The 23681-nt window shown below is 63.9% G+C and carries 19 protein-coding genes, 1 tRNA gene and 1 pseudogene; 12 read left to right on the forward strand and 9 right to left on the reverse strand.

Going from position 1 to position 23681, the window contains the following annotated elements:
* Window positions 1-89 precede the first annotated feature (89 nt).
* The 3 genes from V3C40_RS22365 to V3C40_RS22375 all read right to left on the reverse strand — a co-directional run bounded on the left by V3C40_RS22365 (window position 90) and on the right by V3C40_RS22375 (window position 5769).
* A complete protein-coding gene (locus V3C40_RS22365; RefSeq protein ID WP_331778562.1) occupies window positions 90-2471 on the reverse strand; it encodes a S9 family peptidase in 2382 nt (793 codons plus the stop codon).
* Window positions 2472-2563: 92 nt separating this feature from the next.
* Window positions 2564-4828 (reverse strand): putative bifunctional diguanylate cyclase/phosphodiesterase, encoded by a 2265-nt coding sequence (locus V3C40_RS22370; RefSeq protein WP_331778563.1) that lies wholly within the window; start codon window positions 4826-4828, stop codon window positions 2564-2566.
* 134 nt (window positions 4829-4962) lie between these two features.
* Window positions 4963-5769, reverse strand: a complete 807-nt coding sequence (locus V3C40_RS22375) for a YggS family pyridoxal phosphate-dependent enzyme (protein WP_331778564.1) — start codon at window positions 5767-5769, stop codon at window positions 4963-4965.
* Window positions 5770-5860: 91 nt separating this feature from the next.
* Here V3C40_RS22375 and ptsJ point away from each other — a divergent pair, with 91 nt between their 5' ends.
* Window positions 5861-7162, forward strand: a complete 1302-nt coding sequence (ptsJ, locus tag V3C40_RS22380; protein WP_331778577.1) for a MocR-like B6 salvage transcription factor PtsJ — start codon at window positions 5861-5863, stop codon at window positions 7160-7162.
* Window positions 7163-7193: 31 nt separating this feature from the next.
* A complete protein-coding gene (locus V3C40_RS22385) occupies window positions 7194-7913 on the forward strand; it encodes a glutamine amidotransferase-related protein (protein WP_331778565.1) in 720 nt (239 codons plus the stop codon).
* Window positions 7914-7960: 47 nt separating this feature from the next.
* On the opposite strand, the gene V3C40_RS22390 is transcribed toward V3C40_RS22385, so the two are convergent.
* On the reverse strand, window positions 7961-8266 hold the full coding sequence (locus tag V3C40_RS22390; RefSeq protein ID WP_034753527.1) for a PsiF family protein: 306 nt from the start codon (window positions 8264-8266) through the stop codon (window positions 7961-7963).
* 264 nt (window positions 8267-8530) lie between these two features.
* Here V3C40_RS22390 and V3C40_RS22395 point away from each other — a divergent pair, with 264 nt between their 5' ends.
* Entirely contained in the window at window positions 8531-9070 is a 540-nt protein-coding gene (locus V3C40_RS22395; protein ID WP_034753528.1) for a DUF2058 domain-containing protein, read from the forward strand.
* A 76-nt stretch (window positions 9071-9146) separates the two neighbouring features.
* On the opposite strand, the gene V3C40_RS22400 is transcribed toward V3C40_RS22395, so the two are convergent.
* Both V3C40_RS22400 and V3C40_RS22405 read right to left on the reverse strand, forming a co-directional pair.
* Entirely contained in the window at window positions 9147-10124 is a 978-nt protein-coding gene (locus V3C40_RS22400; protein WP_331778566.1) for a hypothetical protein, read from the reverse strand.
* A 181-nt stretch (window positions 10125-10305) separates the two neighbouring features.
* Window positions 10306-10381, reverse strand: a tRNA-Phe gene (locus V3C40_RS22405).
* A gap of 186 nt (window positions 10382-10567) precedes the next feature.
* On the opposite strand from V3C40_RS22405, the gene dkgB reads away from it, so the two are divergent.
* From dkgB to V3C40_RS22450, 9 genes and pseudogenes are all read left to right on the forward strand, one after another.
* Window positions 10568-11392, forward strand: coding sequence for a 2,5-didehydrogluconate reductase DkgB (dkgB, locus tag V3C40_RS22410; protein WP_331778567.1), 825 nt, complete (start codon window positions 10568-10570; stop codon window positions 11390-11392).
* 1 nt (window position 11393) lies between these two features.
* Window positions 11394-12323: a TIGR03571 family LLM class oxidoreductase gene (locus V3C40_RS22415; protein WP_331778568.1), complete on the forward strand. Its 930-nt coding sequence runs from the start codon at window positions 11394-11396 to the stop codon at window positions 12321-12323.
* A 66-nt stretch (window positions 12324-12389) separates the two neighbouring features.
* Window positions 12390-13634 carry a UbiH/UbiF family hydroxylase gene (locus tag V3C40_RS22420; protein WP_331778569.1) on the forward strand — a complete coding sequence of 415 codons (1245 nt, stop codon included), beginning with the start codon at window positions 12390-12392 and terminating at the stop codon, window positions 13632-13634.
* 171 nt (window positions 13635-13805) lie between these two features.
* Entirely contained in the window at window positions 13806-14522 is a 717-nt protein-coding gene (locus tag V3C40_RS22425) for a DsbC family protein (protein ID WP_235194254.1), read from the forward strand.
* 132 nt (window positions 14523-14654) lie between these two features.
* Window positions 14655-15113, forward strand: a complete 459-nt coding sequence (locus V3C40_RS22430) for a (2Fe-2S)-binding protein (protein WP_034753534.1) — start codon at window positions 14655-14657, stop codon at window positions 15111-15113.
* A gap of 10 nt (window positions 15114-15123) precedes the next feature.
* Window positions 15124-17397 carry a xanthine dehydrogenase family protein molybdopterin-binding subunit gene (locus V3C40_RS22435; RefSeq protein ID WP_331778570.1) on the forward strand — a complete coding sequence of 758 codons (2274 nt, stop codon included), beginning with the start codon at window positions 15124-15126 and terminating at the stop codon, window positions 17395-17397.
* Window positions 17398-17428: 31 nt separating this feature from the next.
* Window positions 17429-17908, forward strand: a pseudogene (locus V3C40_RS22440) (nucleotidyltransferase family protein); the annotation flags it as partial.
* A gap of 138 nt (window positions 17909-18046) precedes the next feature.
* Complete coding sequence (locus V3C40_RS22445) at window positions 18047-19927, forward strand: M61 family metallopeptidase (RefSeq protein ID WP_331778578.1); 1881 nt, start codon at window positions 18047-18049, stop codon at window positions 19925-19927.
* Window positions 19928-20116: 189 nt separating this feature from the next.
* Window positions 20117-21319, forward strand: coding sequence for a GGDEF domain-containing protein (locus V3C40_RS22450; protein WP_331778571.1), 1203 nt, complete (start codon window positions 20117-20119; stop codon window positions 21317-21319).
* Here the strand turns inward: V3C40_RS22450 and V3C40_RS22455 are convergent.
* Genes V3C40_RS22455 through trpD form a run of 3 tightly spaced genes read right to left on the reverse strand, consistent with a single transcriptional unit; the run spans window position 21270 to window position 23633 of the window.
* Window positions 21270-21734 (reverse strand): hypothetical protein, encoded by a 465-nt coding sequence (locus tag V3C40_RS22455; RefSeq protein ID WP_331778572.1) that lies wholly within the window; start codon window positions 21732-21734, stop codon window positions 21270-21272. The genes V3C40_RS22450 and V3C40_RS22455 overlap by 50 nt on opposite strands.
* 20 nt (window positions 21735-21754) lie before the next feature.
* The gene (trpC, locus tag V3C40_RS22460; protein ID WP_319992281.1) at window positions 21755-22555 is read right to left on the reverse strand and encodes an indole-3-glycerol phosphate synthase TrpC; all 801 of its coding nucleotides are present in this window, start codon (window positions 22553-22555) and stop codon (window positions 21755-21757) included.
* 34 nt (window positions 22556-22589) lie between these two features.
* Window positions 22590-23633 (reverse strand): anthranilate phosphoribosyltransferase, encoded by a 1044-nt coding sequence (trpD, locus tag V3C40_RS22465; protein ID WP_072457171.1) that lies wholly within the window; start codon window positions 23631-23633, stop codon window positions 22590-22592.
* Between the last annotated feature and the right edge of the window lie 48 nt (window positions 23634-23681).

Consider the following 23681-nt stretch of genomic DNA (forward strand, 5'->3'; position numbering starts at 1 on the left):
CCTTGCGGGCTAATCCGACCTACTCTCTACGCCGGAGCGGGTAGGTCGGATTAGCGGCGTAGCCGTGTAATCCGACATTCTGATATCGCTTACTTCAACGTACGCTGGAACAATTGATAGATGCGGCGGTACTCGTCATACCACGCTTCAGGCTGGACGAAACCGTGGCGCTCCATCGGGTAGCTGGCCATTTCCCAGTTATCCTTTTTCAGATCGATCAGGCGCTGCGACAGGCGCACGGAATCCTGGTAGAACACGTTGTCGTCGATCATGCCGTGGGCGATCAGCAGGTTGCCAGTCAGCTTGTCCGCGTATTCGATCGGCGACGAGATTTTATACGCCTGTGGATCGATGTCCGGCGTGTTCAGGATATTTGCCGTGTACTCGTGGTTGTAGGTCGTCCAGTCCGTCACGGGGCGCAGGGCGGCGCCCGATTTGAAGATGTCCGGCGCGCGCATCAGGGCCATCAGGCTCATGAAGCCGCCATAGCTGCCGCCATAGATGCCCACGTTCCGGATGTCGCCTTGGTGCTGTTGCGCCAGCCAGTTGGCGCCATCGACAAAATCTTCCAGTTCCGGGTGGCCCATCTGGCGGTAGATGGCCGTGCGCCAGGCGCTGCCGTAGCCGAGCGAGGCGCGGTAGTCGACGTCGAGCACGATGTAGCCTTGCTCGACCAGCAGGTTGTGGAACATCTGTTCGCGGAAGTAGACGGGATAGCGCTCGGTCACGTTCTGCAGGTAGCCGGCGCCGTGCGCGAACATGACGATCGGATAGCGCTTGCCCGCTTCCAGCTGCGCGGGCCGGTACAGCTTGGCCCAGATGGGCGCCGCGCCATGCGTGGACGGCACTTGCACCAGTTCCGGCATGACCCAGTTGCGCGCCTTGAAGGCGTCGCTGCGCGTATCGGTGAGGATAGTCGCCTTGCCGCCAGAGACAGAAACGGTGGCCAGCTGGGCCGGCATATAGCTGGTGGAATAGCGCAGCAGCAGCTTGCCGTTGTCGGGCGACAGGCCGAAGTTTTCCACGCCTTTCAAACTGGTGACTTCGCGCGCGCCGCCATCCCTGGCCGTGCTGGCGCACACTTCATACGTGCCTGGCGCCTGCCGGTTGCACATGAAATAGGCGGTCCTGCCGTCGCGGCTCCATTCGACGGCGCTCACTTCCCACTGGCCGCTGGTCAAGGCGCGTGCCGGAGCCGCGCCCTGTTTCGTGTACAGGTGGGCGTAGCCGCTTTCCTCGGACAGATACCACAAGGTGGCGTTGTCGGGCAGCCAGCCGAATTCCTCGGCGCGGCGGTTGACCCAGGCCGTGTCGCTGATGCGGTGCACGGGCACGAGGGTACCGTTGGCCAGGTCGACGTTGGCGAGCCAGCCGTCCTTGTTGTCGATGGCGCGGATGCGCACGGCGGCCTTGCTGCCGTCATCGGCCCAGGCGATGCCGTCGCGCTGGGCGTCGATGCGCACGGCGCGGTTGCCTTTCAACGGCGGCAGCTTCTGTTCGGCGCGCAAGGCTGCCAGCGGGTCGGTGGCGATGCCCGGCAGGCTGTCAAAGGCGATCTCGCGCACCTGGCCCGTGCGCAGGTCCGCCAGTTTCAGGCTTTGCGCGATCGGCATGTTGCGGCCCACGCGCGTGCGCTCGTCGTCCGCTTCCGGATAGCCCGTTTCCGTGACGTAGCGGGCCAGTTTGCCCAGCTTGCCTTTTTCGGCGGCCTTGTCTTGCGTGACGAACAGCAGCCAGCGGCCGTCCGGCGACAGGGCGCTGCCGGAAATCGTCACTTTCTCGCCCAGGTAGATCGGTTCCGGCGCGCGCGTGGCGTCCAGGCGGCGCTCTTCATGGCGGCGTTCGCGGCTCGCGTCGCGGTCTTCCTTCTGGCGCGCCAGGTTGACGATCAGGCGCAGCTGCAGTTCGCGCAGGGCGTCCGCTTCCGGCTTGGCGTCCGGATCCTTGGCCGCGCGCAGCAGGGCGACGGGGGCGCTCAGGCGATCGAGACGGTTCCAGCTGAACCAGTCCGTGCCGCTGCGGTATTGCACGGCGCCGCCGTCGCTGGAATATTGCGGGTCGCTGATGGCCGTCACGCCGCGCGTGATTTGCGTCAAGGCGCCGTTTTTCAGGTCGCGCTCGAACAGGTCGCCGTTGCGCAGCAGGATGGCGCGCGTGCCGGCCCGGTTGACGACCATCTGCTGGCCATCGAGGTTGGCCAGCTGCGCATCGTCGACCTTCTTGCCGCTATTGAGCTTGGCGTTCGCGCCTGGCAATTGATAGGTGTCGCGCAGGGGCGAACCGAGGCGCTTTTGCTTGTAGTAGAGCTGGCCATTCCAACCCCACCATGCCGCTTCGACGGGTGTGCCGATCCAGTCGGGATCGGCCATGGCCTGGTCCAGCGTGATCGGCGTGGGCGCAGTGACGGTGGAGGAAGGGGCCGCATGCGCGGCGGGCAGCAGAGAGAGCAGCAGGGGAAGAACCAGACGCATCGGGGATCACTTTAATCAAAGGGGATGGTGAAGGTACAGGCTATGAGGCCGGTATTCTAGCGGAGGAGTTGCGTGCAGGAAATGTCGGAAAGCTAAGCTTGACGCCCGGCCAGCCAGGCGAGGAAGTCGGCGAGCGGCATCGGCCGCGCATACAGGAAGCCCTGCAAGCCGTCGCAATCGTGGGCGATGAGGAAGTCTGCCTGCTCCTGCGTTTCCACGCCTTCGGCCACGACGCGCAAGCCCAGGTGGCGCGCCATGGCCAGGATCGCTTGCACGATGGCCGTGCCGCGCGCATCGTGCGGCGTGTCGTCGATGAAGCGCTTGTCGATTTTGAGTTCATACAGCGGCATCGAGGTCAGGTAGGCGAGGCTGGAATAGCCGGTGCCGAAATCGTCGATGGAAAAGCGGATGCCCAGGTCCGCCAGTTCGCGCATGCGCGCCAGCGAGGCGTCGCGCTGATCGATCAGCAAGCCTTCCGTCAATTCCAGGATCAGGGCGCCGGCCGGCGTGCCGTGTTCGGCCAGCGCCGCCTGCACGCGGGAAGCGAAATCGGGCTGGCGAAACTGGGCCGGGCTGACGTTCACGGACAGGGCGACGGGCGATCCCGCCTGCGCCAGCACCCTGGCGGCGCGGCATGCTTCGCGCAGCGCCCAGTGGCCGAGCTTGACGATCAGCCCCGATTCCTCGGCGATGGGAATGAATATATCCGGCGCGATGTACGTGCCGTCCGCCTGCGGCCAGCGCATCAGCAATTCGGCGCCCGTGACCCGGCCGTGGCGGTCGACCTGCGGCTGCACGTGCATGCATAAAACATGGTCATCGAGGGCGCGCGCCAGCGCCCGTTCCAGGGTCAGCCGGCGCTCCACGCCCGCCTGCATGGCCGCTTCGAAGAAGGCGATGCCGTTGCGCCCTTCCGCCTTGGCGCGGTACATGGCGATGTCCGCTTCGCGCAGCAGGTCGTGCGCCTGCTGTTCCATTTTCGGCAGCAGGGTCACGCCGATGCTGGCGCTGCAATGATAGGACTGCGCGCCGATTTCGAAGTCGCGCGCGATGGCGGCGCGGATTTTCTCGGCCACCTGGGCTGCTGCGCGCGCGGCGCTGTCCAGGTCATCGGCCAGGTGCGCCAGCAGCACGACGAATTCATCGCCGCCGATGCGCGCCACTGTGTCGGCCTTGCGCATCAGCTGCGCCAGCCGTTCGCCGGCCAGGCGCAGCAGCGCGTCGCCGGTGGCGTGGCCGCGCGCGTCGTTGATGTGCTTGAAGTGGTCGAGGTCGATGAACATCAGCGCGCTGATGGTATGGTTGCGCGGCGCGGCGGCCAGCAAGTGGCCGATGCGGTCCATCAGCAGGCGCCGGTTGGGCAGGCCCGTCAGCACGTCATAGAAAGCCAGGCGGTGGATGTCCGCTTCCGATTTCTTGCGCTCGTCGATTTCGCGCTCGACGGCCACCCAGTGCGTCTGCCTGCCGTCCGCATCCGTGAACGGCACCAGTTCCGCCTCGACCCAGTAGGCCTTGCCGGCCTTGTTGTAATTCAGTAATTCCGCCCTGGCTGGCTGGGCGCGGGCCATGGCGGCGGCGACGCGCGCCAGTTCGTCCGCATCGGTGGCGGGGCCTTGCTGGAACAGCAGGCTGCGGCCCAGCACCTCGGCGCGCGCATAGCCGCTGCTGCGCTCGAAGGCATCGTTGACGAAGATGATGCGCGTGGCGGGCACCGTACCCGCGCCTAACGCGGTATCGGCCACTTCGGCGATCATCACCATGTCGTTCAGGCGGGCCAGCGCCGTGGCCGTCAGGCGCAGGTCGGCGTTCAGCTGTGACAGGGCCTGGCTGCTGCGTTCCAGGTGGCGCAGCAGGAAGGCGCAGGACAGGGTCAGCACGGCGGCGATGAACAGGAAGTTCAGGGCCACGATCAGCGCGCGCAGCACGGGTGAATCGGGCACGCCGCGCAATTGCAGCTCCACGTCGGGATGCAGGCCGAGCAGGAAGATGGTCAGCGACGTCAGGGCCAGGGTCGACAAGGCTGGCCGCATGCCCAGCAGCAGGGCCGCCAGCACGGGCATGAGCATCATGTAGATCTGGCTGACGGGGCCGATTTTCATCAGCAGGCCCACGCCCACCAGATAGGCGACGATGAGGAATTGCCACACGCGCCAGCGGTAGGGCATGGCGCGCAGATGCCAGATGAGGCCGATCCAGCCGATGGCCAGCAAGTCGAGGGCGACTATGGACCAGATAGCTTCGCGCGCGGCCAGCAGGGCGCTGGGAATGGCAGTGACGATGCCCAGCAGCAGCACCGCCTGCAGCAGGCGCGCAAAAATCTGTCCGCGCCAGTGCGCGAGGTCGTTTGACGCGGCCACGCTGCCGTCCTTTCCCCAGGGAGCTGTGCTGCCGAGCTGAGCAGTATGGTAAAAATATTACGCGGTATCTTTCTGCATGTCATCTTGATCATTCGGCATGATTGACGGCGCGACCACAAGGCGCATAGGGCCGCCTAGTCCGTTTGCGCCGTGGGCCAGTAGTGGCTATCGGGCGTATCGCGCGCGCCGAAGATGGCCTGGCCGACGCGCACGACGGTGGCGCCTTCCTCAATGGCGATTTCATAATCGCCGGACATGCCCATCGACAGCTCGTCGAGGCTGATGCCATCAGGGACGTCCTGGCGCAGCCGGTCGCGCAGTTCGCGCAGCAGCACGAAGCAGCGGCGCACGCGCACGGCTTCCGCCGACAACAGCGCCAAGGTCATGAGTCCGCGCACGCGCAGCGCCGGGAAGGCGGACAGCTGGCGCAGGAAAGCGGCCACCTCGTCCGGCGGCAAGCCGTACTTGCTGGCTTCTCCCGAGGTGTTTACTTGCACGAACACATCGAGTCCGCGCCCTTCCGCTTGCAGGCGCCGTTCCAGCGCCTCGGCCACGCGCAGGCTGTCGAGCGCCTGGAATTCGCTGGCAAAGCGCGCCACCAGCTTGGCCTTGTTGGTCTGCAAATGGCCGATCACCGACCATTGCAGGTCGGCCAGATCCGCCATCGCTTCCCATTTGCGGCCCGCTTCCTGCGGCTTGTTTTCTCCCAGCATGCGGCAACCGGCGGCGTAGGCCAGGCGCAGGCTCGCCTCGGGCTTGGTCTTGCTGACGGGCAGCAGCCGCACGCCGGCCGGATCGCGCCCGACCCGCTGGCATGCGGCCGCCATGCGCGCATGCACTGCCGCCAGATTGCGGCGGAAGTCGTCCACCGACACGGCTTGCGGCCAGCGCCCATGCCGCTCATGCATGGTGGGAGTGAGCAGGGGAGTGTCATTGTTCATGTGTCAGCCTTGTGTTCGCCTTCTAGCGGCAGGAGTCGCGGGAGTGGTGTATTATTGTCCTATGCCAAAATATATCATGTCTGAGACTATCGTGAAGATTGCCGGAAAAACCGCCGCGGAACTGTTCGACAGCATCCGCGCGCTGACGCAGGCGGGCGAATTGCTGCCGGGCCAGGAGCTGCCGACCGTGCGCGAGCTGGCCGCGACCCTGGGCGTCAACCGCAATACCGTGTCGCTGGCGTACCAGCGCCTGGTGACGGCCGGGATCGCGGTCACACAAGGGCGTTTGGGCACGGCCATCCGCGCGCAGCGCGATCCCGGCGAGCAGGAAGGCCTGCTGCCCGGCTCGCCGCTGGCCGACCTGGGCGGCGGCAATCCGAACCTGGCCTGGCTGCCCCACGTCGGCGCGGCCCTGTCGCGCAAGCCATACCGTCCGCGCCTGTATGGCGAAGCCACCGTGGACCCGGAACTGGAAGTGCTGGCGCGGCGCTGGCTGGCCGGCGATTGCCCCGAAGGCCTCGACATCACCGTGACGAATGGGGCCGTCGATGCGGTCGAGCGCCTCCTGGGGGCGTACCTGGCCGCGGGCGACAAGGTGGCCGTGGAAGACCCGTGTTTCGTCAGCAGCATCAACACCTTGCGCATCGCCGGGCTGCACGCCGTTGGCGTGGCCGTCGATGCCGAGGGCATGCAGGCCGTGGCGCTGGAACGGGCGCTGGCGCAAGGCGCGCAAGCCGTCATCGTGACGCCGCGCGCGCACAATCCCACCGGCTGCAGCCTGAGCGCGGCGCGCGCGGATCAGCTGCGCGCCGTGCTGGCCGCCTATCCGCACGTGCTGGTCATCGTCGACGACCATTTCTCGCTGTTGTCCACCGCCGGCTACCAGGACGTGATTCCCCCTGCCGCCAAGCGCTGGGCGCTGGTCCGATCGGTATCGAAGATCTTCGGCCCCGACTTGCGCCTGGCCGTTGTCGCTAGCGACGGGCAGACGGCACAGCGTTTGCGCCTGCGCCTGGCGCCCGGCACGAACTGGGTCAGCCATCTTTTGCAGGATGCCGTGAGCGCCTGCCTGTCGTCGTCCGACGTGTCCGCGCAGGTGGTCCTGGCCCGCGCAGACTATGCGCGCCGCCGCGACATGGTGGCGGCGGCGCTGGCGGCGCAAGGCCTGGTCTGCGCCAGTCCCGCCGATGGGCTGAACCTGTGGCTGCCGCTGCCGGACAGCAGCCAGGCGGCCGTGCTGGCGCTGGCCCGGCATGGCTGGCTGGTGCGCGGTGGCGAAGCCTTCGGCGTGCAGGCGCCGGCGCGGGGATTGCGGATCACCGTGTCGGACATCGACGAAGCGGGCGCGCAGGCGTTCGCCGCGGTGCTGGCCCAGGTGCTGGGCCGGCCATAGTTTCATTTACTCGCTACAGAAGGGGAACATCATGAAAGTCCATTTCGTCGTGCATGAAGCATTCGAGGCGCCGGGCGCCTACGAAACATGGGTGCGCGAACGGGGCCACGAGGCCACGTATTCCCGCGTCCATGCCCATGAGCCGCTGCCCGGTTCCATCGCGGACATCGACCTGCTGGTCGTCATGGGCGGGCCGCAGTCGCCGTCGACGACGCGCGGGGAATGCCCGCATTTCGACGCCGCAGCCGAACAGGCCTTGATTGCCGCCTGTGCCGCGGCGGGCAAGGCCGTCGTCGGCGTTTGCCTGGGCGCGCAGCTGATCGGCGCGGCCCTGGGAGCACGGCACGCGCACAGCCCTGAAAAGGAGATCGGCAAGTTTCCCATCATGCTGACGGCAGACGGAAAGGCGAACGACAAGTTCACCCATGTCGGCGACGTCCTGGAAACCGGGCATTGGCACAGCGACATGCCGGGCCTGACCGACAGCGCGAAGATCATCGCCTATAGCGAAGGCTGCCCGCGTCAGATCATCGAATACGGCAATCTGGTGTACGGCTTCCAGTGCCATATGGAATTCACGCCGGAGGTGGTCGAACTGCTGATCGCCGCGTCAGAGCCAGAGCTGGCCACGCTCACGTCGCACCGCTTCGTGCAGCAGCCAGCGGCCCTGCGCGCCCACAACTGGCAAGCGATGAACGGCCAGCTGTTTATCTTCCTCGACCGGCTGATGCAGGCTTACGCAGCGCAATAAAAAACGCCAGCATGACGCTGGCGTTGTTGGGGCAAGCGGCGAGGCGCTTATTTCTTCGGCGCGCTCAGGCATTCCTTCATGAACGCCTTGCGGGCGTCGCCCTTCATGTCCTTGGCGTCGACATTGCACGCCTTCATCTTGTTTTGCTGCGTCATGGCCGGCGCCGGCTTGGCGCTCAGGCATTCCTTCATGAAGGCCTTGCGCTCATCGCCTTTCTTGCCGGCGGCATCCGCATTGCAGGTGGTCATTTTTGACTGTTGGGCCGTCTTGGCGACGGGCGCCGCTTCCGGTGCGGCGGCAAAGGCGGTGCTGGCAAACGCGGCGGCGATGCAGAGGGCGATGAATTGTTTCATGGTAAATCCTTTAGGCGCAGTCAGTGGAAGGGGACATGCAAGCGGCAGGCAATGCCGATATGCAGAACGTAACTAACTATATGACATTTATCAACAAAATTTCCACTCGAGTGTGTCTTTTTGTTACTGACAGGCACAAGGCGCCTGCCGGCTGGCCCGGGCAGCCATGTTGCGGCGGCAGCGTCCCTGTTTTTTGCTATGCTAGCGTCTTTCCACCGGCCGATGCCGCTGCCTTGGCCGGCGCACCCTAAATACGGAGTAGTTATGGTCTCGTTGCAAGAGCAGTTTTTAAAGGCCGGCCTGGTCGACAAGAAGAAGGTCAAGCTGGCCAACCAGGACAAGAGCAAGCAAAAAAAGGACGAGCGCAAAAGCGGCACGCAAAGCGTCGATGAAGTGCGCCTGGCCGCGCTCGAGACGCAGCGCAAGAACGCGGAACGCGCGCGCGAACTGAATGCCCAGCGCGACGCGGCCGCCAACCAGAAAGCCATCGTGGCGCAGATCGCGCAAATGGTGCAGAAGAACCGCCAGAGCAAGGGCAACAACGGCGACGTGCCGTATAACTTCACGTTCAACAACAAGATCGAGCGCATCTACGTGACGGCGGCCGTGCAAGCCCATCTGGTGGCGGGCCGTCTGGTGATCGTCTGCCTGGGCGGGGCCGTGGAACTGGTGCCGCGCATCATCGCCGACAAGATCGCCGAACGCGACCCCGCCATCGTCGTGCGCGTCAAGCAGGCCAGCACCGAAGTGGATGAGGACGATCCGTACGCGGCGTTCCAGATTCCTGATGATTTGATGTGGTAAAAGCGATGTGGCTGGCCGCAGGCGGCCGCCTTGCGTGATTTGAGAACGCCAACCTTCGGGTTGGCTTTTTTTTGCATTAATTCGGTGCGACAGGCAGGCCAAATCCTGCGGGTAATCGCCCCAGAATGTCGCCGGTGATGCCGGAGTAAAAAATAATGCCAGCCATATTGCCGGCAAGGTAAATGCTTTGTATTGTTTTCATGTCCGTTCTGTCCGGAGTAAACTCGGACCGGTAGAAATTATAGACCAGGTAAGGCGCCGCCACTTTCATCACGAGCAGCGCCTTCAAGGCAGGTAGCTCTTTTGCCGCGACGGCATTTTCCATCGTCAACTGGATTACAGGTTTCTTGTTAGATTGGAAATTGTCACGCTGAAAATCCAGGAACGGGATGCGATTGACTGCAATGCCCAGCCTTGCCGTGTCGGTTTCTTCGATGGGGTATTTTGCGCGATAGCTGCCATGCCCCTTGTACGGACCTTTTGATTTCAGTTTGGAACTCAATTGAAATTGATCCAGGCCCTTGTATCGCAGTTTGTTGAGGTCGTAGTCAGGAGCGCCGATGCCATTCAGCTCAAAAGAGTAAGGCAAGACAAAGAGCTTTACTTTTCCTGTATTCGCATTGAATTCGTAGCTGATGGCATTTGAAGATTGTTCGTTATTCTTGACCGGGGTCACCAAGGCAAACCAGTCATTCAAGCTTGAGTTGCCGATGATTTTTTCATCCAGGGCAGCGGTCTTTCTACGCTGATAATCAGCCGTCGATTCGAATTCGCCTTTTTTGTCGGCCAAGAATTTTTGTATGGCGGTCACGGCGAGGCCAAGCGGCAAGCCAGGGTAGTCGGGATCAATGCGGCCGCTTGCCAGCATCTGCATGGAAAACGTCGACGCTGCCAGCCTTTTTTCCCATGGCCTGAGTGGGATTGCGCGCCGAGGTTCCTGCTGCGTGGCGCTTGAAGACGTTGTCACCTGTGCTGCGACTTGCGCAGGCTGCGCCATCCCGGTACTGGCAAGGGCACTGGCAACAGCCAGTAATAAACATTGTTTCACGGTCATGTTCCTTGATACGGGCGTTAATCTTTGATTAATCTTAACATGTTCCCGTGGGGAAAATCCTGTGTCAGGAATGCCGGCGTCTTGTGCAATGGTGCCGGATGATGAGCTGGGAGGGAATGTGACGGCGCCACAAACAAAAACGCCACCCGAAGGTGGCGTTTTTGAACGTGAAACTAATTCTTGGTGGCCCGGGGCGGAATCGAACCACCGACACAAGGATTTTCAATCCTCTGCTCTACCGACTGAGCTACCAGGCCAAGGTGGCGAATTATAGCAGACCAAAACGGGAATGCAAGAGCCGGTGACGACTTTTCCCGGATTTCCTGCATGGGCATCAGCTTACTTGCCTGTAGATCAAATATGATTTGACATAAACGGTATTTTTCTCAACAAAGGATGGGCGCATAGTGTGGTCATCGACATGTATTTGAGAGGACTGCCGCATGAATACCACCACCAATCACACCGCCATCCCTGAAATCGGCCTGGGCACCTTCCGCCTGCAGGGCCAGGTCGTCATCGATTCCGTCACCGCGGGCCTGGACGTCGGCTACCGCCATATCGACACGGCGCAAATCTACGGCAATGAAGCCGAAGTGGGCCAGGCGATCGCCGCCAGCGCCGTCCCGCGCGACGCGCTGTTCGTCACCACGAAGATCTGGATCGACAATCTGCAGCGCGACAAGCTGATTCCGAGCCTGAAGGACAGCCTGCGCAAGCTGCGGCTGGAACAACTGGACCTGACCCTGATCCACTGGCCGTCGCCGAACAACGCGATTCCCGTGGCCGAGTACATGGAAGCGCTGGCGCAGGCGAAGGCGCAGGGACTGACCAGGGCCATCGGCGTATCGAATTTCACCAACGCGCAGCTGCGGCAAGCCATCGATACGGTGGGCGCATCGGAAATCGCCACGCAGCAGGTCGAGATCCACCCGTTCCTGCAAAACCGCAAGGTCATCGATTTTGCGCGCAGCCAGGGCATCCACATTACGGCCTACATGCCGCTCGCGTATGGCAAGGTGATGGCGGACCCCGTGATCGCGGCCATCGCCGCCAGACATGGCGTGACGCCGGCGCAGGTGGCGCTGAGCTGGTCGCTGCAGCAGGGCTTTGCCGTGATCCCGTCGTCGACCAAACGCGTCAACCTGGAAGCGAACCTGCATTTTCAGCGCATCACCCTGTCGCCGGACGAGATGGCGCAGATGGCGACCCTGGAGCGGGGCGAGCGCCTGGCCAACCCGGACGGCCTGGCGCCGCAGTGGGATTGAAATGGGTGCCATGACGAAGCTGGGGCAGAGCGGTTTCAGTATCGGCCTGGAACTGCCGCTCGACAATGACTGGTCGTCCACGGGACGCCAGGCGAATGCGGTGTCCGGCCGCGTGCCGGGCGAGCCGGATATGACACAGCATGCGGCGCTGGCGAAGCTGGCCGACCGCCTGGGTTTCCGGGCCTTGTGGCTGCGCGACGTGCCCCTGTACGACCCGTCGTTTGGCGACGCGGCCCAAGTCTTCGAGGTGTTTACGTATCTCGGCTACCTGGCCGGCATCACGGACAATATCTTGCTGGGCACGGCCGCCGTGGTGCTGCCGCTGCGCGAGCCGGCGCTGATGTTAAAAGCGGCGGCCAGCGTCGACCAGTTGAGCGGCGGGCGTTTGCTGCTGGGCGTTGCCAGCGGCGACCGGCCGGTCGAGTATCCCGTGTTCGGCCGCGATTTCGAGCAGCGCGGCGCCGCCTTCCGCGAGCAGGTCGCCATGCTGCGCGACTGGGGCGTAACGCGCCTGCCGGCCGGCATCCGTTTGCTGCCCCAGCCGGCCGCACCTTTGCCGCTGCTGGTGGCGGGGCTGGCGCAGCAGTCGCCCGCGTGGATTGGCGCGCAGATGGATGGCTGGCTCGCCTATCCGGGCACGCCGGAAGACCATGCGCGGCGCGCGGCGCAATGGCGCGCCGTGGCCGGCGACGACAAGCCGTATGTCAGCTTCATTCACCTGGACCTGGATGAAGACCCGAGCTTGCCGCTGCAGCGCTTCCGCTTCGGCGGGCGCACGGGACGCGATGGCCTGATCGCCGAGCTGCACGCCATGCGCGCGGCCGGCGTGCGGCACATCGGCTTGCAGCTGCGGCAGAACCGCCGCCCGCTGGCCGAGACGATGCAGGAGATCGCGGACCACGTGCTGCCCGTCTTTCATGGCGCCGCTTGACCTGGGGCACGCGTTCTGTACTTCCGGAGTATCTGAAACAGGTGGGGCAAACGCTATAATGGCTCCATGAACAGTCCCACTTCCCCTACCATGCGGCGCTTCATGGACAGCCACAGCGACGTTTGCATCGTCGGCAACGGCGCCATCGCGAAAACCACGGCGCTGGCGTTTGCCCAGGCAGGACAAAGCGTCACCTTGTTATCTCCGGCGAGCCCGCCGGTGACCGCATCCCCTTTGGTCGCCAAGCCGGTCGAAGCCAGCTGGGACGTGCGCGTGTATGCGCTCAATCACACGGCGCACGACTTGCTGTCTTCGCTGAAGGTGTGGGGCGCGCTGGAGGCTGACAGGGTGGCGCCCGTCGACGCCATGCTGGTCAACGGCGACGGCGCGCAGGCGGGCGGACTCGGTTTCGACGCCTACGGCGCCCATGTGGGCAGCCTGGCGTGGATCATCGAAGACCGCAACCTGGGCCAGGCGCTGGACGCCGCCCTGAAATTCGCGCCGAACGTCAGCGTGCTGCAGGGCCGCGCCAGCCGTCTGGAATGGACGAACGACTCGGCCATCGTGCACCTCGATGGCGGCGACACCATCACCTGCGCGCTGGTGGTGGGCGCGGACGGCGCCCAGTCGTGGGTGCGGGGTCAGTGCGACATCGGCCTCGATTACCGCTCGTATGGCCAGCGCGGCGTGGTCAGCAACTTCGCCTGCGAAAAGCCGCATCATGGCGCGGCCCACCAGTGGTTTACGGGCAGCGAAGGCATTGTCGCGCTGCTGCCGCTGCCGGGCGAGCGCGTTTCTCTCGTCTGGTCGGCGCCCGATGCGCTGGCCGATACCTTGATGGCCGAACCGGCCGACGCCCTGGCCGCGCGCTTGTCCGCATACTGCCAGGACAAGCTGGGTAAACTCACGCCTTTGCAGCCGGAGCTGGTGCGTGCCTTCCCATTGACTCTGATGCGCCCGCACGCCATGGTGGCGCCGCGCGTGGCACTGGTGGGCGACGCCGCCCACGTGGTCCATCCGATGGCTGGCCACGGCATGAATCTGGGCTTTGCCGATGTGGCGCAGCTGGTCAAGACGATCGGCGAACGCGAAGCGCACCGCGGCATCGGCGACGAACGCGTGCTGGCCCGCTATGCGCGGGCGCGCAAGGAAGACGTGCTGCTGATGCAGCTGGCCACCGATGGCCTGGCGCGATTATTTGGCGCCGATCTGGAACCGTTGCGCGTGGTTCGCAATTTGGGATTAAACTTGCTGGATAAATTACCTGCCCTGAAGCGGAAAATGATTTCGCACGCATTGGGACATCAGTAAATATCAGCGTATCTTAAGATATCGCCGGATAATGGCAGCAGTGAAAATTCAAGGTCGCCGCAGCTGGTCTGCGGCGCTCGTTTTATTAAAGAGATAACGGCGCCGGGCCCCCTGCCAGTTTCGCCGGGCGTTTCAAGTGGAGAAGTGATAGTGATAACAATGAACAGAAGCATGAGCAAAATCGCCTTGCTGATGGCCTCGGGCCTGATGATGTCGTGCGCTGGCGCCGAAACGCCGACGGAAGCGAACATTAAAAAGCTGATCGAGCCGCGCCTGGGCGAAGGCGCCAAGGTCGATTCGGTCAAGGAAACGCCGTACGGCGGCCTGTACGAAGTGCGCACGGGTGGCGACATCCTGTACACGGACAAGAGCGCGCAATACCTGTTCGTCGGCCACGTCTTCGACGCCAAGACGTCGCAGGATCTCACCAAGGTGCGCCTGGACGAAGTCAATCGCATCAAGTTCTCCGACCTGCCGCTCGATTCGGCCATGAAGACCGTCAAGGGCAATGGCAAGCGCGTGATCGCCGTGTTCGAAGATCCGAACTGCGGCTATTGCAAGCGCTTCCGCCAGAACGCTTTGAAGGAAATCGACAACGTCACCGTCTACACCTTCATGTACAACATCCTGTCGCCCGATTCGATCGTCAAGTCGCGCAATGTGTGGTGCGCGCCGGACCGCAACAAGGCCTGGGATGACTGGATGTTGAACGGCAAGGCGCCAGCCACGGTCGCTGCCAATTGCGCCAACCCGCATGAAAAAATCCTGGCCCTGGGCCAGCAGTTGCGCGTCTCGGGCACGCCAGCCATCTTCTTCGCCGACGGCAGCCGCATTCCGGGCGCGGTCGATGCGAAAACGCTGGAACAGAAATTCTCGACCATTAAGTAATCCGGGCTGTCGCCAGGAAGGCTGGACGGCGCGCCCTCGCAAGGCGCGCTTTTTTTTGCGTTTTTTTCCGCTGTCGTATCATCAAGTGTTGTTCGTAGACGCCATAACAATCCAAAAAAGGGGAAGCAGCAGATGATTACCTTGAATATCAACGGACGCGACACGCAAGTCGACGCCGATCCTTCCACGCCCATCCTGTGGGCGCTGCGCGATAACCTGAACATGACGGGCACCAAGTTCGGTTGCGGCGCTGCCCTGTGCGGCGCCTGCACGGTGCACCTCGATGGCCAGCCTATCCGCTCGTGCATCACGCCGATTTCCTCGGTGGGCGCACAAAAGATCACCACCATCGAAGCGATGGAAAACGACCAGGTGGGCAAGGCTGTCCAGGCGGCATGGGTACGCCACGACGTGCCGCAATGCGGCTACTGTCAAAGCGGCCAGGTGATGAGCGCGACGGCGCTGCTGCGCACCAACAAGGCGCCCAGCGATGCCGACATCGACGGCGCCATGAGCGGCAATATCTGCCGCTGCGGCACCTATCAACGGATCCGCGCGGCCATCAAGGACGCGGCCAAGACCCTGGCCTGAGGAGAACGGCATGCGTATCGAATGGTTGAATCAGGAAGCATTGCAGCATGGCGGGGTGACCCTGGGCGCGGCGCTGGCATCGGCGCCGGTGGCTGTCGTTGGCGCGGCCGATGGCGTGTCGCGGCGCGGTTTCATGAAGGCCGGCGCTGTGGCCGGCGGCGGCTTGATGCTGGGCTTTTTCCTGCCCGGCGCAGGCAAGCTGGCGCAGGCGGCCGATGCCGCACCCGCCAAGCCCGTGTATGCGCCGAACGCGTTTTTGCACATCGCTCCCGATAACACGGTGACGGTGCAGGTGAACCGGCTGGAATTTGGCCAGGGCGTGCAAACGAGCTTGCCCATGCTGATCGCCGAGGAACTCGACGCCGACTGGAGCCTGGTGCACGGCGCGCTGGCGCCCGCCGGAGAACAATACAAGGATGCCGCCTACGGCATGCAGATGACGGGCGGCTCGGGCAGCATCGCCCACTCGTTTACGCAGTACCGCGAAATCGGCGCGAAGGCGCGCGCCATGCTGGTGGGCGCCGCTGCCGCGCAGTGGAAAGTCAATCCCGACCAGGTACGCGCCGCGAAAGGCGTGCTGTATGGCCCCGGCGGACAAAAGTCGACGTATGGCGAGTTTGCCGACGCGGCCATGCGCCAGCCTGTACCTACTACCGTGAAGCTGAAAGACCCGCGCGAATTTTCCATCATCGGCAAACCCGTGAAACGCCTCGACGCGTCCGCCAAGTCGACGGGCAAGCAGCAGTTCGGCATCGACTTCAAGCCGCCAGGCGCGAAAGTGGCCATGGTGGCGCGCCCGCCCGTGTTTGGCGCCAAGGTGGCGAAATTCGACGCCAGCAAGGCGAAAGCCATCAAGGGCGTGCTGGACGTGCTGGAAGTGAAGACCGACCGTGGCGGCAGCGGCGTTGCCGTCATCGCCGACGGTTACTGGCCCGCCAAGCAGGGGCGCGACGCGCTGGTGATCGAGTGGGATACGAGCGCCGTGGAAAAGGTCAGCAGCGACAAGCAGCTGGCCGCCTTCAAGGCGCTGGCGAAAACGCCGGGCACTATCGCCAGGCCTGCCGACATGGGCAAGCTAGCCAAGGCGCCGAAAAAGATCGAAGCCGTGTACGAATTCCCCTACCTGGCGCACGCGCCGATGGAGCCGCTCAACTGCGTCGTCGATCTGCAAGCGGACAAATGCACGATGTGGGTTGGTTCGCAATTCCAGACAGGCGACCAGGCGGCGATTGCCGCGACTTCCGGCCTGAAGCCGGAGCAGGTGACCTTGCACACGATGATGGCGGGCGGCGGCTTTGGCCGACGCGCCGTGCCCTCGTCCGACTACGTGGTCGAAGCCGTCAACGTCGCCAAGGCTTACCGCGCGGCGGGCAAGAGCGGTCCGTTAAAGCTTATGTGGAGCCGCGAGGACGACATCAAGGGCGGCTACTACCGGCCGTCGCACGTGCACCGCGCGCAGATCGGCCTTGACGCCAAGGGCAAGATCCTCGCCTGGGACCACACCATCGTGGGCCAGTCCATCATGGCCGGCACGCCGTTCGAAGCCTTCATGGTGAAAAATGGCGTCGACGGCACCATGGTCGAAGGCATGGGCGAGCCTTACACCTTGCCGATGAAGCTGTCCGTACACACGGCCAAGGCGAACGTGCCCGTGCTGTGGTGGCGCTCCGTCGGCTCGACGCATACGGCCTTCGTCATGGAAACCCTGATCGACGAGGCGGCGCACGTGGCGAAGATGGACCCCGTCGCCTACCGCAAGCAGCTGATCGATGCCAAGCACACGCGCCACATCGCCGCGCTGGATCTGGCCGTGGCCAAGTCCGGCTATGGCAAGAAGAAGCTGCCGAAGGGACAAGCCTGGGGCGTGGCCATGCACGAGTCGTTCAATTCCGTCGTCGCCTACGTGGTGACGGCTTCGGTGGTGGAAGGCGCGCCCAAGCTGCACCAGGTATGGGCGGGCGTGCATTGCAACCTGGCCGTCAACCCCTTGACGATCGAGGCGCAAGTGCAGGGCGCCGCGCTGATGGCGCTGGGCATGACCATCCCCGGCGCGGCCATCACGCTCAAGGATGGCGTGGTGAAGCAGCAGAACTTCGGCGACTACCCGGTGCCGCGCATGCCCGACATGCCCGTGATCGAGGTGCACCTGGTGCCGTCGGGCGACGCGCCGACGGGCATGGGCGAGCCGGGCGTGCCGCCACTGGCGCCGGCATTTGCCAATGCGCTGTTCGCCCTGACGGGCAAGCGCCTGCGCAAGCTGCCGTTCGACCTGGCGGCCGCATGACGGCAGCGGTTTTTTGAGTACGGTCGGCATCTTGCTGGCAGCCGGAAGGGGACGCAGGTTCGACCCTTCCGGCGTACAGAACAAATTATTGCAGCCGCTGGCCGAAGGCCCGCATGCGGGATTGCCCGTGGTGGTGGCGGCAGCAAAAGCCATGCTGGCCGCCTTGCCGCGCGTGCTGGCCGTGGTGCGTGCCGACGACACGCAGGTGGCGCGCGTGCTCGGCGCGCTGGGCTGCGAAGTGCGCGTCTGTCATGATGCCGACACGGGCATGGCCGCCTCGCTCACCTGCGCCATCGATTACGTACGCGGCGCGCCGGGCTGGCTGATCGCTCTGGGCGACATGCCTTTCGTGGAAGCGGCTACAATCGCCGCCTTGTCGCAAGCCATTGGCGATGGCGCGCACATCGCCGTGCCCGTGTTCGAGGGACGGCGCGGCAATCCTGTCGCGTTTGGCGCCTATCACTTGCCGCTGCTGCTGGCGCTCGATGGCGACCAGGGCGCGCGCAGCATCGTCAACAGCCATGCCGTATGCGAAGTGACAGTGGACGACGGCGGCATCTTGCGCGATATTGATACACCTGACGATTTGTCGCCGGTGCATGGCGCGCCCGGGCGATTGAAGAATATCCATGCCAGACACGAGGAAAACATGAAGAAAGCACCGATTAAAAAAATCACCGCAAAAGCCTCCGGCAATGCCACAAGCAAAGCCGTTGCGAAAACCAAGACGAAAGCCGCACCGGCCGCCGGCATCATCTACAGCATCGCCGCAGCGGACCTGGCCGGCCACATGTTCAAGGTGACGTTGACGGTCAAGTCGCCGGCCGCCATCGGCCAGGTGCTGTCCTTGCCGGCCTGGATCCCGGGCAGCTACATGATCCGCGAATTTTCGCGCAACATCGTCAGCATCCGCGCCGAGTCCGAAGGCAAGGCCGTGGCGCTGACCAAATTGGACAAGCACTCGTGGCAAGCCGCCCCGTGCAAGGGCCCGTTGACGGTCGAATACGACGTGTATGCATGGGATCTGTCCGTGCGCGCCGCCCACCTGGACCAGAATCATGGCTTCTTCAACGGCACCAGCGTGTTCCTGCGCGTGCTGGGCCAGGAATCCGATGCCCATGAGGTGAACATCGTGCAGCCTAAGGATGCGGCCTGCAAGACCTGGAAAGTGGCCACCACCCTGCCGGAGCTGAAAGCGAAGCGCTATGGCTTCGGCAGCTACCAGGCCGCCAACTACGATGAGCTGATCGACCACCCGGTGGAAATGGGCGACTTCGCGCTGGCCACCTTCACCGCGCATGGCGTGCCGCACGATATCGTCGTCACGGGCAAGGTGCCGAACCTGGACCTGGACCGTCTGTGCCGCGACCTGAAAGCCATCTGCGAAACGCAGATCGCCTTCTTCGAGCCGAAAACCAAAAAAGCGCCGATGGACCGCTATGTGTTCATGACCATGGCCGTCGGCGACGGTTACGGCGGCCTCGAACACCGCGCCTCGACGGCGCTGATCTGCGCGCGCGCCGACCTGCCGACGACAGCGTCGAACAGCACGGAGATCGGCGACGGCTACCTGAAATTCCTGGGCTTGTGCAGCCACGAGTACTTCCACACCTGGAACGTCAAGCGCATCAAGCCGGCCGCCTTTGCGCCGTACAACCTGCAGGCGGAAAGCTACTCGCCGCTGCTGTGGCTGTTCGAAGGCTTCACCAGCTATTACGATGACCTGATGCTGGTGCGCGCGGGCCTGATCGATGAAGCGGCCTATTTCAAGCTGCTGGGAAAAACCGTCAACAGCGTCTTGCGCGGCAGCGGCCGCACCAAGCAAAGCGTGGCCGATTCCAGCTTCGACGCCTGGGGCAAGTACTACCGCCAGGATGAAAACGCGCCGAACGCCATCGTCAGCTACTACACCAAGGGTTCGCTGATCGCGCTGGCCTTCGACCTGACGATCCGCAGCAAGACAAATGGAGAAAAATCGCTGGACGACGTGATGCAGGCGTTGTGGCAGCGCTATGGCCGCGATTTCTACAAGGGCAAAGCGCGCGGCGTGACGCCGGCCGAAGTCGAAGCCCTGTTCGATGAAGTTTCCGGCACGCGCATGAAGCCGTTCTTCGAGCGCTACATCCGCGGCACGGACGACGTGCCGCTGGCGCGCCTGCTGGCACCATTCGGCGTGAAATACAGCGACGCGCGCAAGGCGGAAAAAGCCAGCCTGGACGTCAACCTGGGCCGCGACGGCAACGACGCCAAACTGGCGCAGGTGCACCAGGGCGGCGCCGCCCACGCAGCCGGCCTGTCGGCGGGCGACGTGCTGGTGGCCGTCGATGGCTTGCGCGTGACGGGCACCAACCTGGACACCCTCTTGGGCCGCTACGCCGTCGGCGCCAAGGTGGCGGTTCACGCCTTCCGCCGCGACGAGCTGATGACGTTCGCGGCCGTGCTGCAGGGCGACCGCGTGCCGGGCGTCAGCCTGGCCCTGCTGCCGGCGCCAAAGAAAGCCACGGGACCGAAGCGTCCTAGCGCTGTATAAGCTGTTCGTCATGCGGTAAGACAGAGAACCGGCCGTCACTGGCCGGTTTTCTATTTCAGGCTGCAATTTCTCAATGCAGCGTATCCGCCGGCCGCCTTGGCCTCTTGTCATCATATTTACTGCAAATGAACTAATTTTTCTTTAACTAAACTAAAATTGCCGAACTGCTTCTTTTAGATCGCGCCCAACGTGCAAACCCTCGATCCCCGAACCATCATGCTGATGACGACCCTGATGTGCGGGGCGATGAGCATCGTCATGTTCTCGGTGTATCGCAGCTTCCGGCGCGAGGTGCAGGGCCTCGGGCATTGGGCGGCCGGTCTGCTGTTGCTGGTGTGCGCGTCCCTGCTGTTCGGCACCCGCGAGGTGCTGCCGCCGGCATTGTCCATGATCGCTGCCAATGCGGCGCTGGTGGCCGGCATCGGCCTGTCGATGCTGGGCACGGAGAAATTCTTCGGCCTGGCGCCCAGCCGCCGCGCCTATCTGCTGATACTCGCCCTGGCCATCGCCGGCAATAGCTGGTGGCTGCTGGCGCGCCCCGATTTCTCGGTGCGCGTGGCGGTTTTTTCCCTGCTGGTCTTCCTGTTTTATGCGCGCCAGGTGCAGCTGGTGTGGCGCCATGGCGAGCGCCACTTTTCCAGTTTTTTCTTTGGCGCGCTGATGCTGATGCAAGCTGTCGTGGTACTGGCGCGCGGCGTGTCGGCCTTGCTGCATGGCGGCGCCAGCGTGAACCTGATGGTGGCCGGCACGCCGGCCGGCATCTATCTGGCGGTCGCCAATTTCATGGCGCTGCTGCTGACGGTGGGCTTCATGACGGTGGCCACGCGCCGCCTGCAGCAGATACTGGAACGTCGTTCGACCCACGATCCGCTGACGCAGGTGCTGAACCGGCGCGGCTTTGGCGACGCCTATGCGCGCGAGACAGGCAATCTGCGCCGCCGCCGTTTGCCGCTGACACTGCTCAGCATCGACCTCGATTACTTCAAATTGATCAATGACCGCTACGGTCACGCGGTGGGCGACCAGGTGCTGGCGCACGTGGCCGCCGTCATCGGCAGCGCCTTGCGCGAATCGGATTGCGTGGCGCGTTTCGGCGGCGAGGAGTTCGTCGTGCTGATGCCGGACATGCCGGCGCATAATGCGCTCGGCGTGGCCGAACGCATCCGCGCCTTGCTGCACGAGCCCAGTCATGCGGGGCTGCCACCGTGTACGGTCAGCATCGGCGTCGCTTGCCAGGCATCGGTGGTGGAAGGGCTGGAACAGTTGCTGTCGCGCGCCGATGCGGCCCTGTACCTGGCCAAGGAGCGGGGACGCGACCGTATCGAACTCGATGCCTGCGCGCTTACTGAGGGCCGGACAATGTCCGCAGCTGGAAGCGGTACTGGTCGTTGAACAGGAAGGTTTCGGAAAAATCGAAGGTCCGGGCGTGGCGGCGCATCAGGTGTTCGGCCGGTGGAAACGCGTTTTGCACACGCCGCACGGCGGCCAGCGCGGCGGCAGATGCTTCGCTGTTGCGCGAACGGTGCACGTGCACGCTTTTCAGTTCGCCGTTAGGGCCCACGCTCAGGTCGAGCACGACGATGGCCGGCAGCATGGGCGGCAAGCGCCCGCTGAACGTGTATTCAGCGTTGGCCGCCATGATCTGCTGCGCCACCAGCGATTTGTAGGCGTCGATGCTGGCGGCCAGCTTTATCGCGGCCGGCGTGCGAGAGGACGTGGACGTGGGCATGTTCGCCGCTGGTGGCGGCGTACTTTGGCAGGCTGCCAGCAGGCTGGCGGCGGCAAGAACGGTGATCGCGTGTCTCATGGCTGCCAGCCTACCACGGTTTAACTGAACAGGCGTTCCAGCTCCACGCCGGGGTCTGGCGCGCGCATGAACGCTTCACCCACGAGGAAACTGTGGATGTGCGCATCGCGCATGCGTTGCACGTCGGCCGTGCTGTGGATGCCCGATTCCGTGATGATCAATTTGTCTTGCGGGATGCGCGGCAGCAGGCCGAGTGTCGTTTCCAGCGACGTGTCGAACGTGCGTAGGTTGCGGTTGTTGATGCCGATCAGTGCGCTCTTGAGCTTGAGGGCCGCCGTCAGTTCTTCACCGTCGTGGCTTTCGATCAGCACGCCCATGCCCAGTTCGTGGGCGCACGCTTCCATCTCCGCCATCAAGCCATGGTCGAGTGCCGCGACGATCAGGAGGATGCAGTCGGCGCCCATGGCGCGCGCTTCATAGATCTGGTACATGTCGACCATGAAATCCTTGCGCAGCACGGGGATGGCGCAGGCGGCGCGCGCCTGCTGCAGATACTCCACGGAGCCCTGGAAGAACTGCTCGTCCGTCAGCACGGACAGGCAGGCCGCGCCGTGCTGGGCATAGCTGGCGGCGATGTCGGCAGGGCGGAAGTCGGCGCGTATCACGCCTTTCGACGGCGATGCCTTTTTCACTTCGGCGATGATGCCGGGCTTGCCGGCGGCGATGTGCTGGCGCAGGCTGGCTTCAAAGCCGCGCAGGCCGGCGCGCAGTTCGCTGTCGCTTTCCACATCGCCGCGCAGGCTGGCCAGGCTGCGGCGGACTTTGGCCTTGGCCACTTCATCGGCTTTGACGGCCAGGATTTTATCGAGTATGTCGGACATGATGGTCGCTATTCTATAAAGGAGGGCGGAGGACTTACGCTTGCGCCGGGGTGCCCAGCTGCTGCGTCACCTGCACGAATTGGTCGAGTTTCGCCAAGGCCGCACCCGAGCTGACGGCGGTGCGCGCACGTGCCAGGCCGTCTTCGATCGAGCTGGCCACGCCGGCTGCATACAGCGCCGTGCCCGCGTTCAGGGCGACGATGTCGGCAGCGGCTCCGGGCTCGCCGCGCAGTGCTTCCATCATCTTCGCTTTCGATTCGATGGAATCGGCCACCTTCAGGTTACGGCTGGCGATCATCGACATGCCGAAGTCTTCCGGATGGATTTCATATTCGCGGATTTCGCCGTTGACCAGTTCACCGACGAGGGTAGAGGCGCCGAGCGACACTTCATCCATATTGTCGCGGCCATACACGACGATCGCATGCTGCGCTCCCAGGCGCTGCAGCACGCGCACCTGGATGCCGACCAGGTCGGCGTGGAACACGCCCATCAAGATGTTCGGCGCGCCGGCCGGGTTGGTCAGCGGCCCGAGGATATTGAAAATCGTGCGCACCCCCAGCTCCTTGCGCACGGGCGCCGCATGCTTCATGGCCGCATGGTGGTTCGGCGCGTACATGAAGCCGATGCCCGTTTGCGCGATCGACTGGGCGATCTGCTCGGGCTGCAGGTTGATGTTGACGCCCAAGGAATCGAGCACGTCGGCGCTGCCGGACGAGGACGACACGCTGCGCCCGCCATGCTTGGCCACGCGCGCGCCGGCGGCGGCCGCCACGAACATCGAGGCGGTGGAAATGTTGAAAGTGTGCGCGCCGTCGCCGCCCGTGCCGACGATGTCGAGCAGGTTGGTGGTGTCGGCCATGGGCACCTTGGTGGAAAACTCGCGCATCACTTGCGCGGCGGCGGCGATTTCGCCGATGGTTTCCTTTTTCACGCGCAGGCCCATGGTGAGGGCCGCGATCATGGTGGGCGACATTTCGCCGGACATGATCTGGCGGAACAGGTACAGCATTTCGTCGTGAAAGATCTCGCGGTGTTCGATGCAGCGCAGCAGGGCTTCTTGTGGTGTGATCGGCATGATGCTTCCTTCTTCAATGATGGCGCAGGAGGACACTGATGGCACGCC

This window comes from Janthinobacterium sp. LS2A, assembly GCF_036543145.1.
Taxonomy (GTDB): Bacteria; Pseudomonadota; Gammaproteobacteria; order Burkholderiales; family Burkholderiaceae_D; genus Janthinobacterium; species Janthinobacterium aestuarii.

Bases quoted from the DNA above. Each gene is read 5' to 3' on its own strand.
- V3C40_RS22365 (WP_331778562.1), bottom strand. From the start codon at position 2,471: ATGCGTCTGGTTCTTCCCCTGCTGCTCTCTCTGCTGCCCGCCGCGCAT.
- V3C40_RS22375 (WP_331778564.1), bottom strand. From the start codon at position 5,769: ATGAACAATGACACTCCCCTGCTCACTCCCACCATGCATGAGCGGCAT.
- V3C40_RS22385 (WP_331778565.1), top strand. From the start codon at position 7,194: ATGAAAGTCCATTTCGTCGTGCATGAAGCATTCGAGGCGCCGGGCGCC.
- V3C40_RS22390 (WP_034753527.1), bottom strand. From the start codon at position 8,266: ATGAAACAATTCATCGCCCTCTGCATCGCCGCCGCGTTTGCCAGCACC.
- V3C40_RS22395 (WP_034753528.1), top strand. From the start codon at position 8,531: ATGGTCTCGTTGCAAGAGCAGTTTTTAAAGGCCGGCCTGGTCGACAAG.
- V3C40_RS22400 (WP_331778566.1), bottom strand. From the start codon at position 10,124: ATGACCGTGAAACAATGTTTATTACTGGCTGTTGCCAGTGCCCTTGCC.
- dkgB (WP_331778567.1), top strand. From the start codon at position 10,568: ATGAATACCACCACCAATCACACCGCCATCCCTGAAATCGGCCTGGGC.
- V3C40_RS22415 (WP_331778568.1), top strand. From the start codon at position 11,394: ATGGGTGCCATGACGAAGCTGGGGCAGAGCGGTTTCAGTATCGGCCTG.
- V3C40_RS22420 (WP_331778569.1), top strand. From the start codon at position 12,390: ATGAACAGTCCCACTTCCCCTACCATGCGGCGCTTCATGGACAGCCAC.
- V3C40_RS22425 (WP_235194254.1), top strand. From the start codon at position 13,806: ATGAGCAAAATCGCCTTGCTGATGGCCTCGGGCCTGATGATGTCGTGC.
- V3C40_RS22430 (WP_034753534.1), top strand. From the start codon at position 14,655: ATGATTACCTTGAATATCAACGGACGCGACACGCAAGTCGACGCCGAT.
- V3C40_RS22435 (WP_331778570.1), top strand. From the start codon at position 15,124: ATGCGTATCGAATGGTTGAATCAGGAAGCATTGCAGCATGGCGGGGTG.
- V3C40_RS22445 (WP_331778578.1), top strand. From the start codon at position 18,047: ATGAAGAAAGCACCGATTAAAAAAATCACCGCAAAAGCCTCCGGCAAT.
- V3C40_RS22455 (WP_331778572.1), bottom strand. From the start codon at position 21,734: ATGAGACACGCGATCACCGTTCTTGCCGCCGCCAGCCTGCTGGCAGCC.
- trpC (WP_319992281.1), bottom strand. From the start codon at position 22,555: ATGTCCGACATACTCGATAAAATCCTGGCCGTCAAAGCCGATGAAGTG.
- trpD (WP_072457171.1), bottom strand. From the start codon at position 23,633: ATGCCGATCACACCACAAGAAGCCCTGCTGCGCTGCATCGAACACCGC.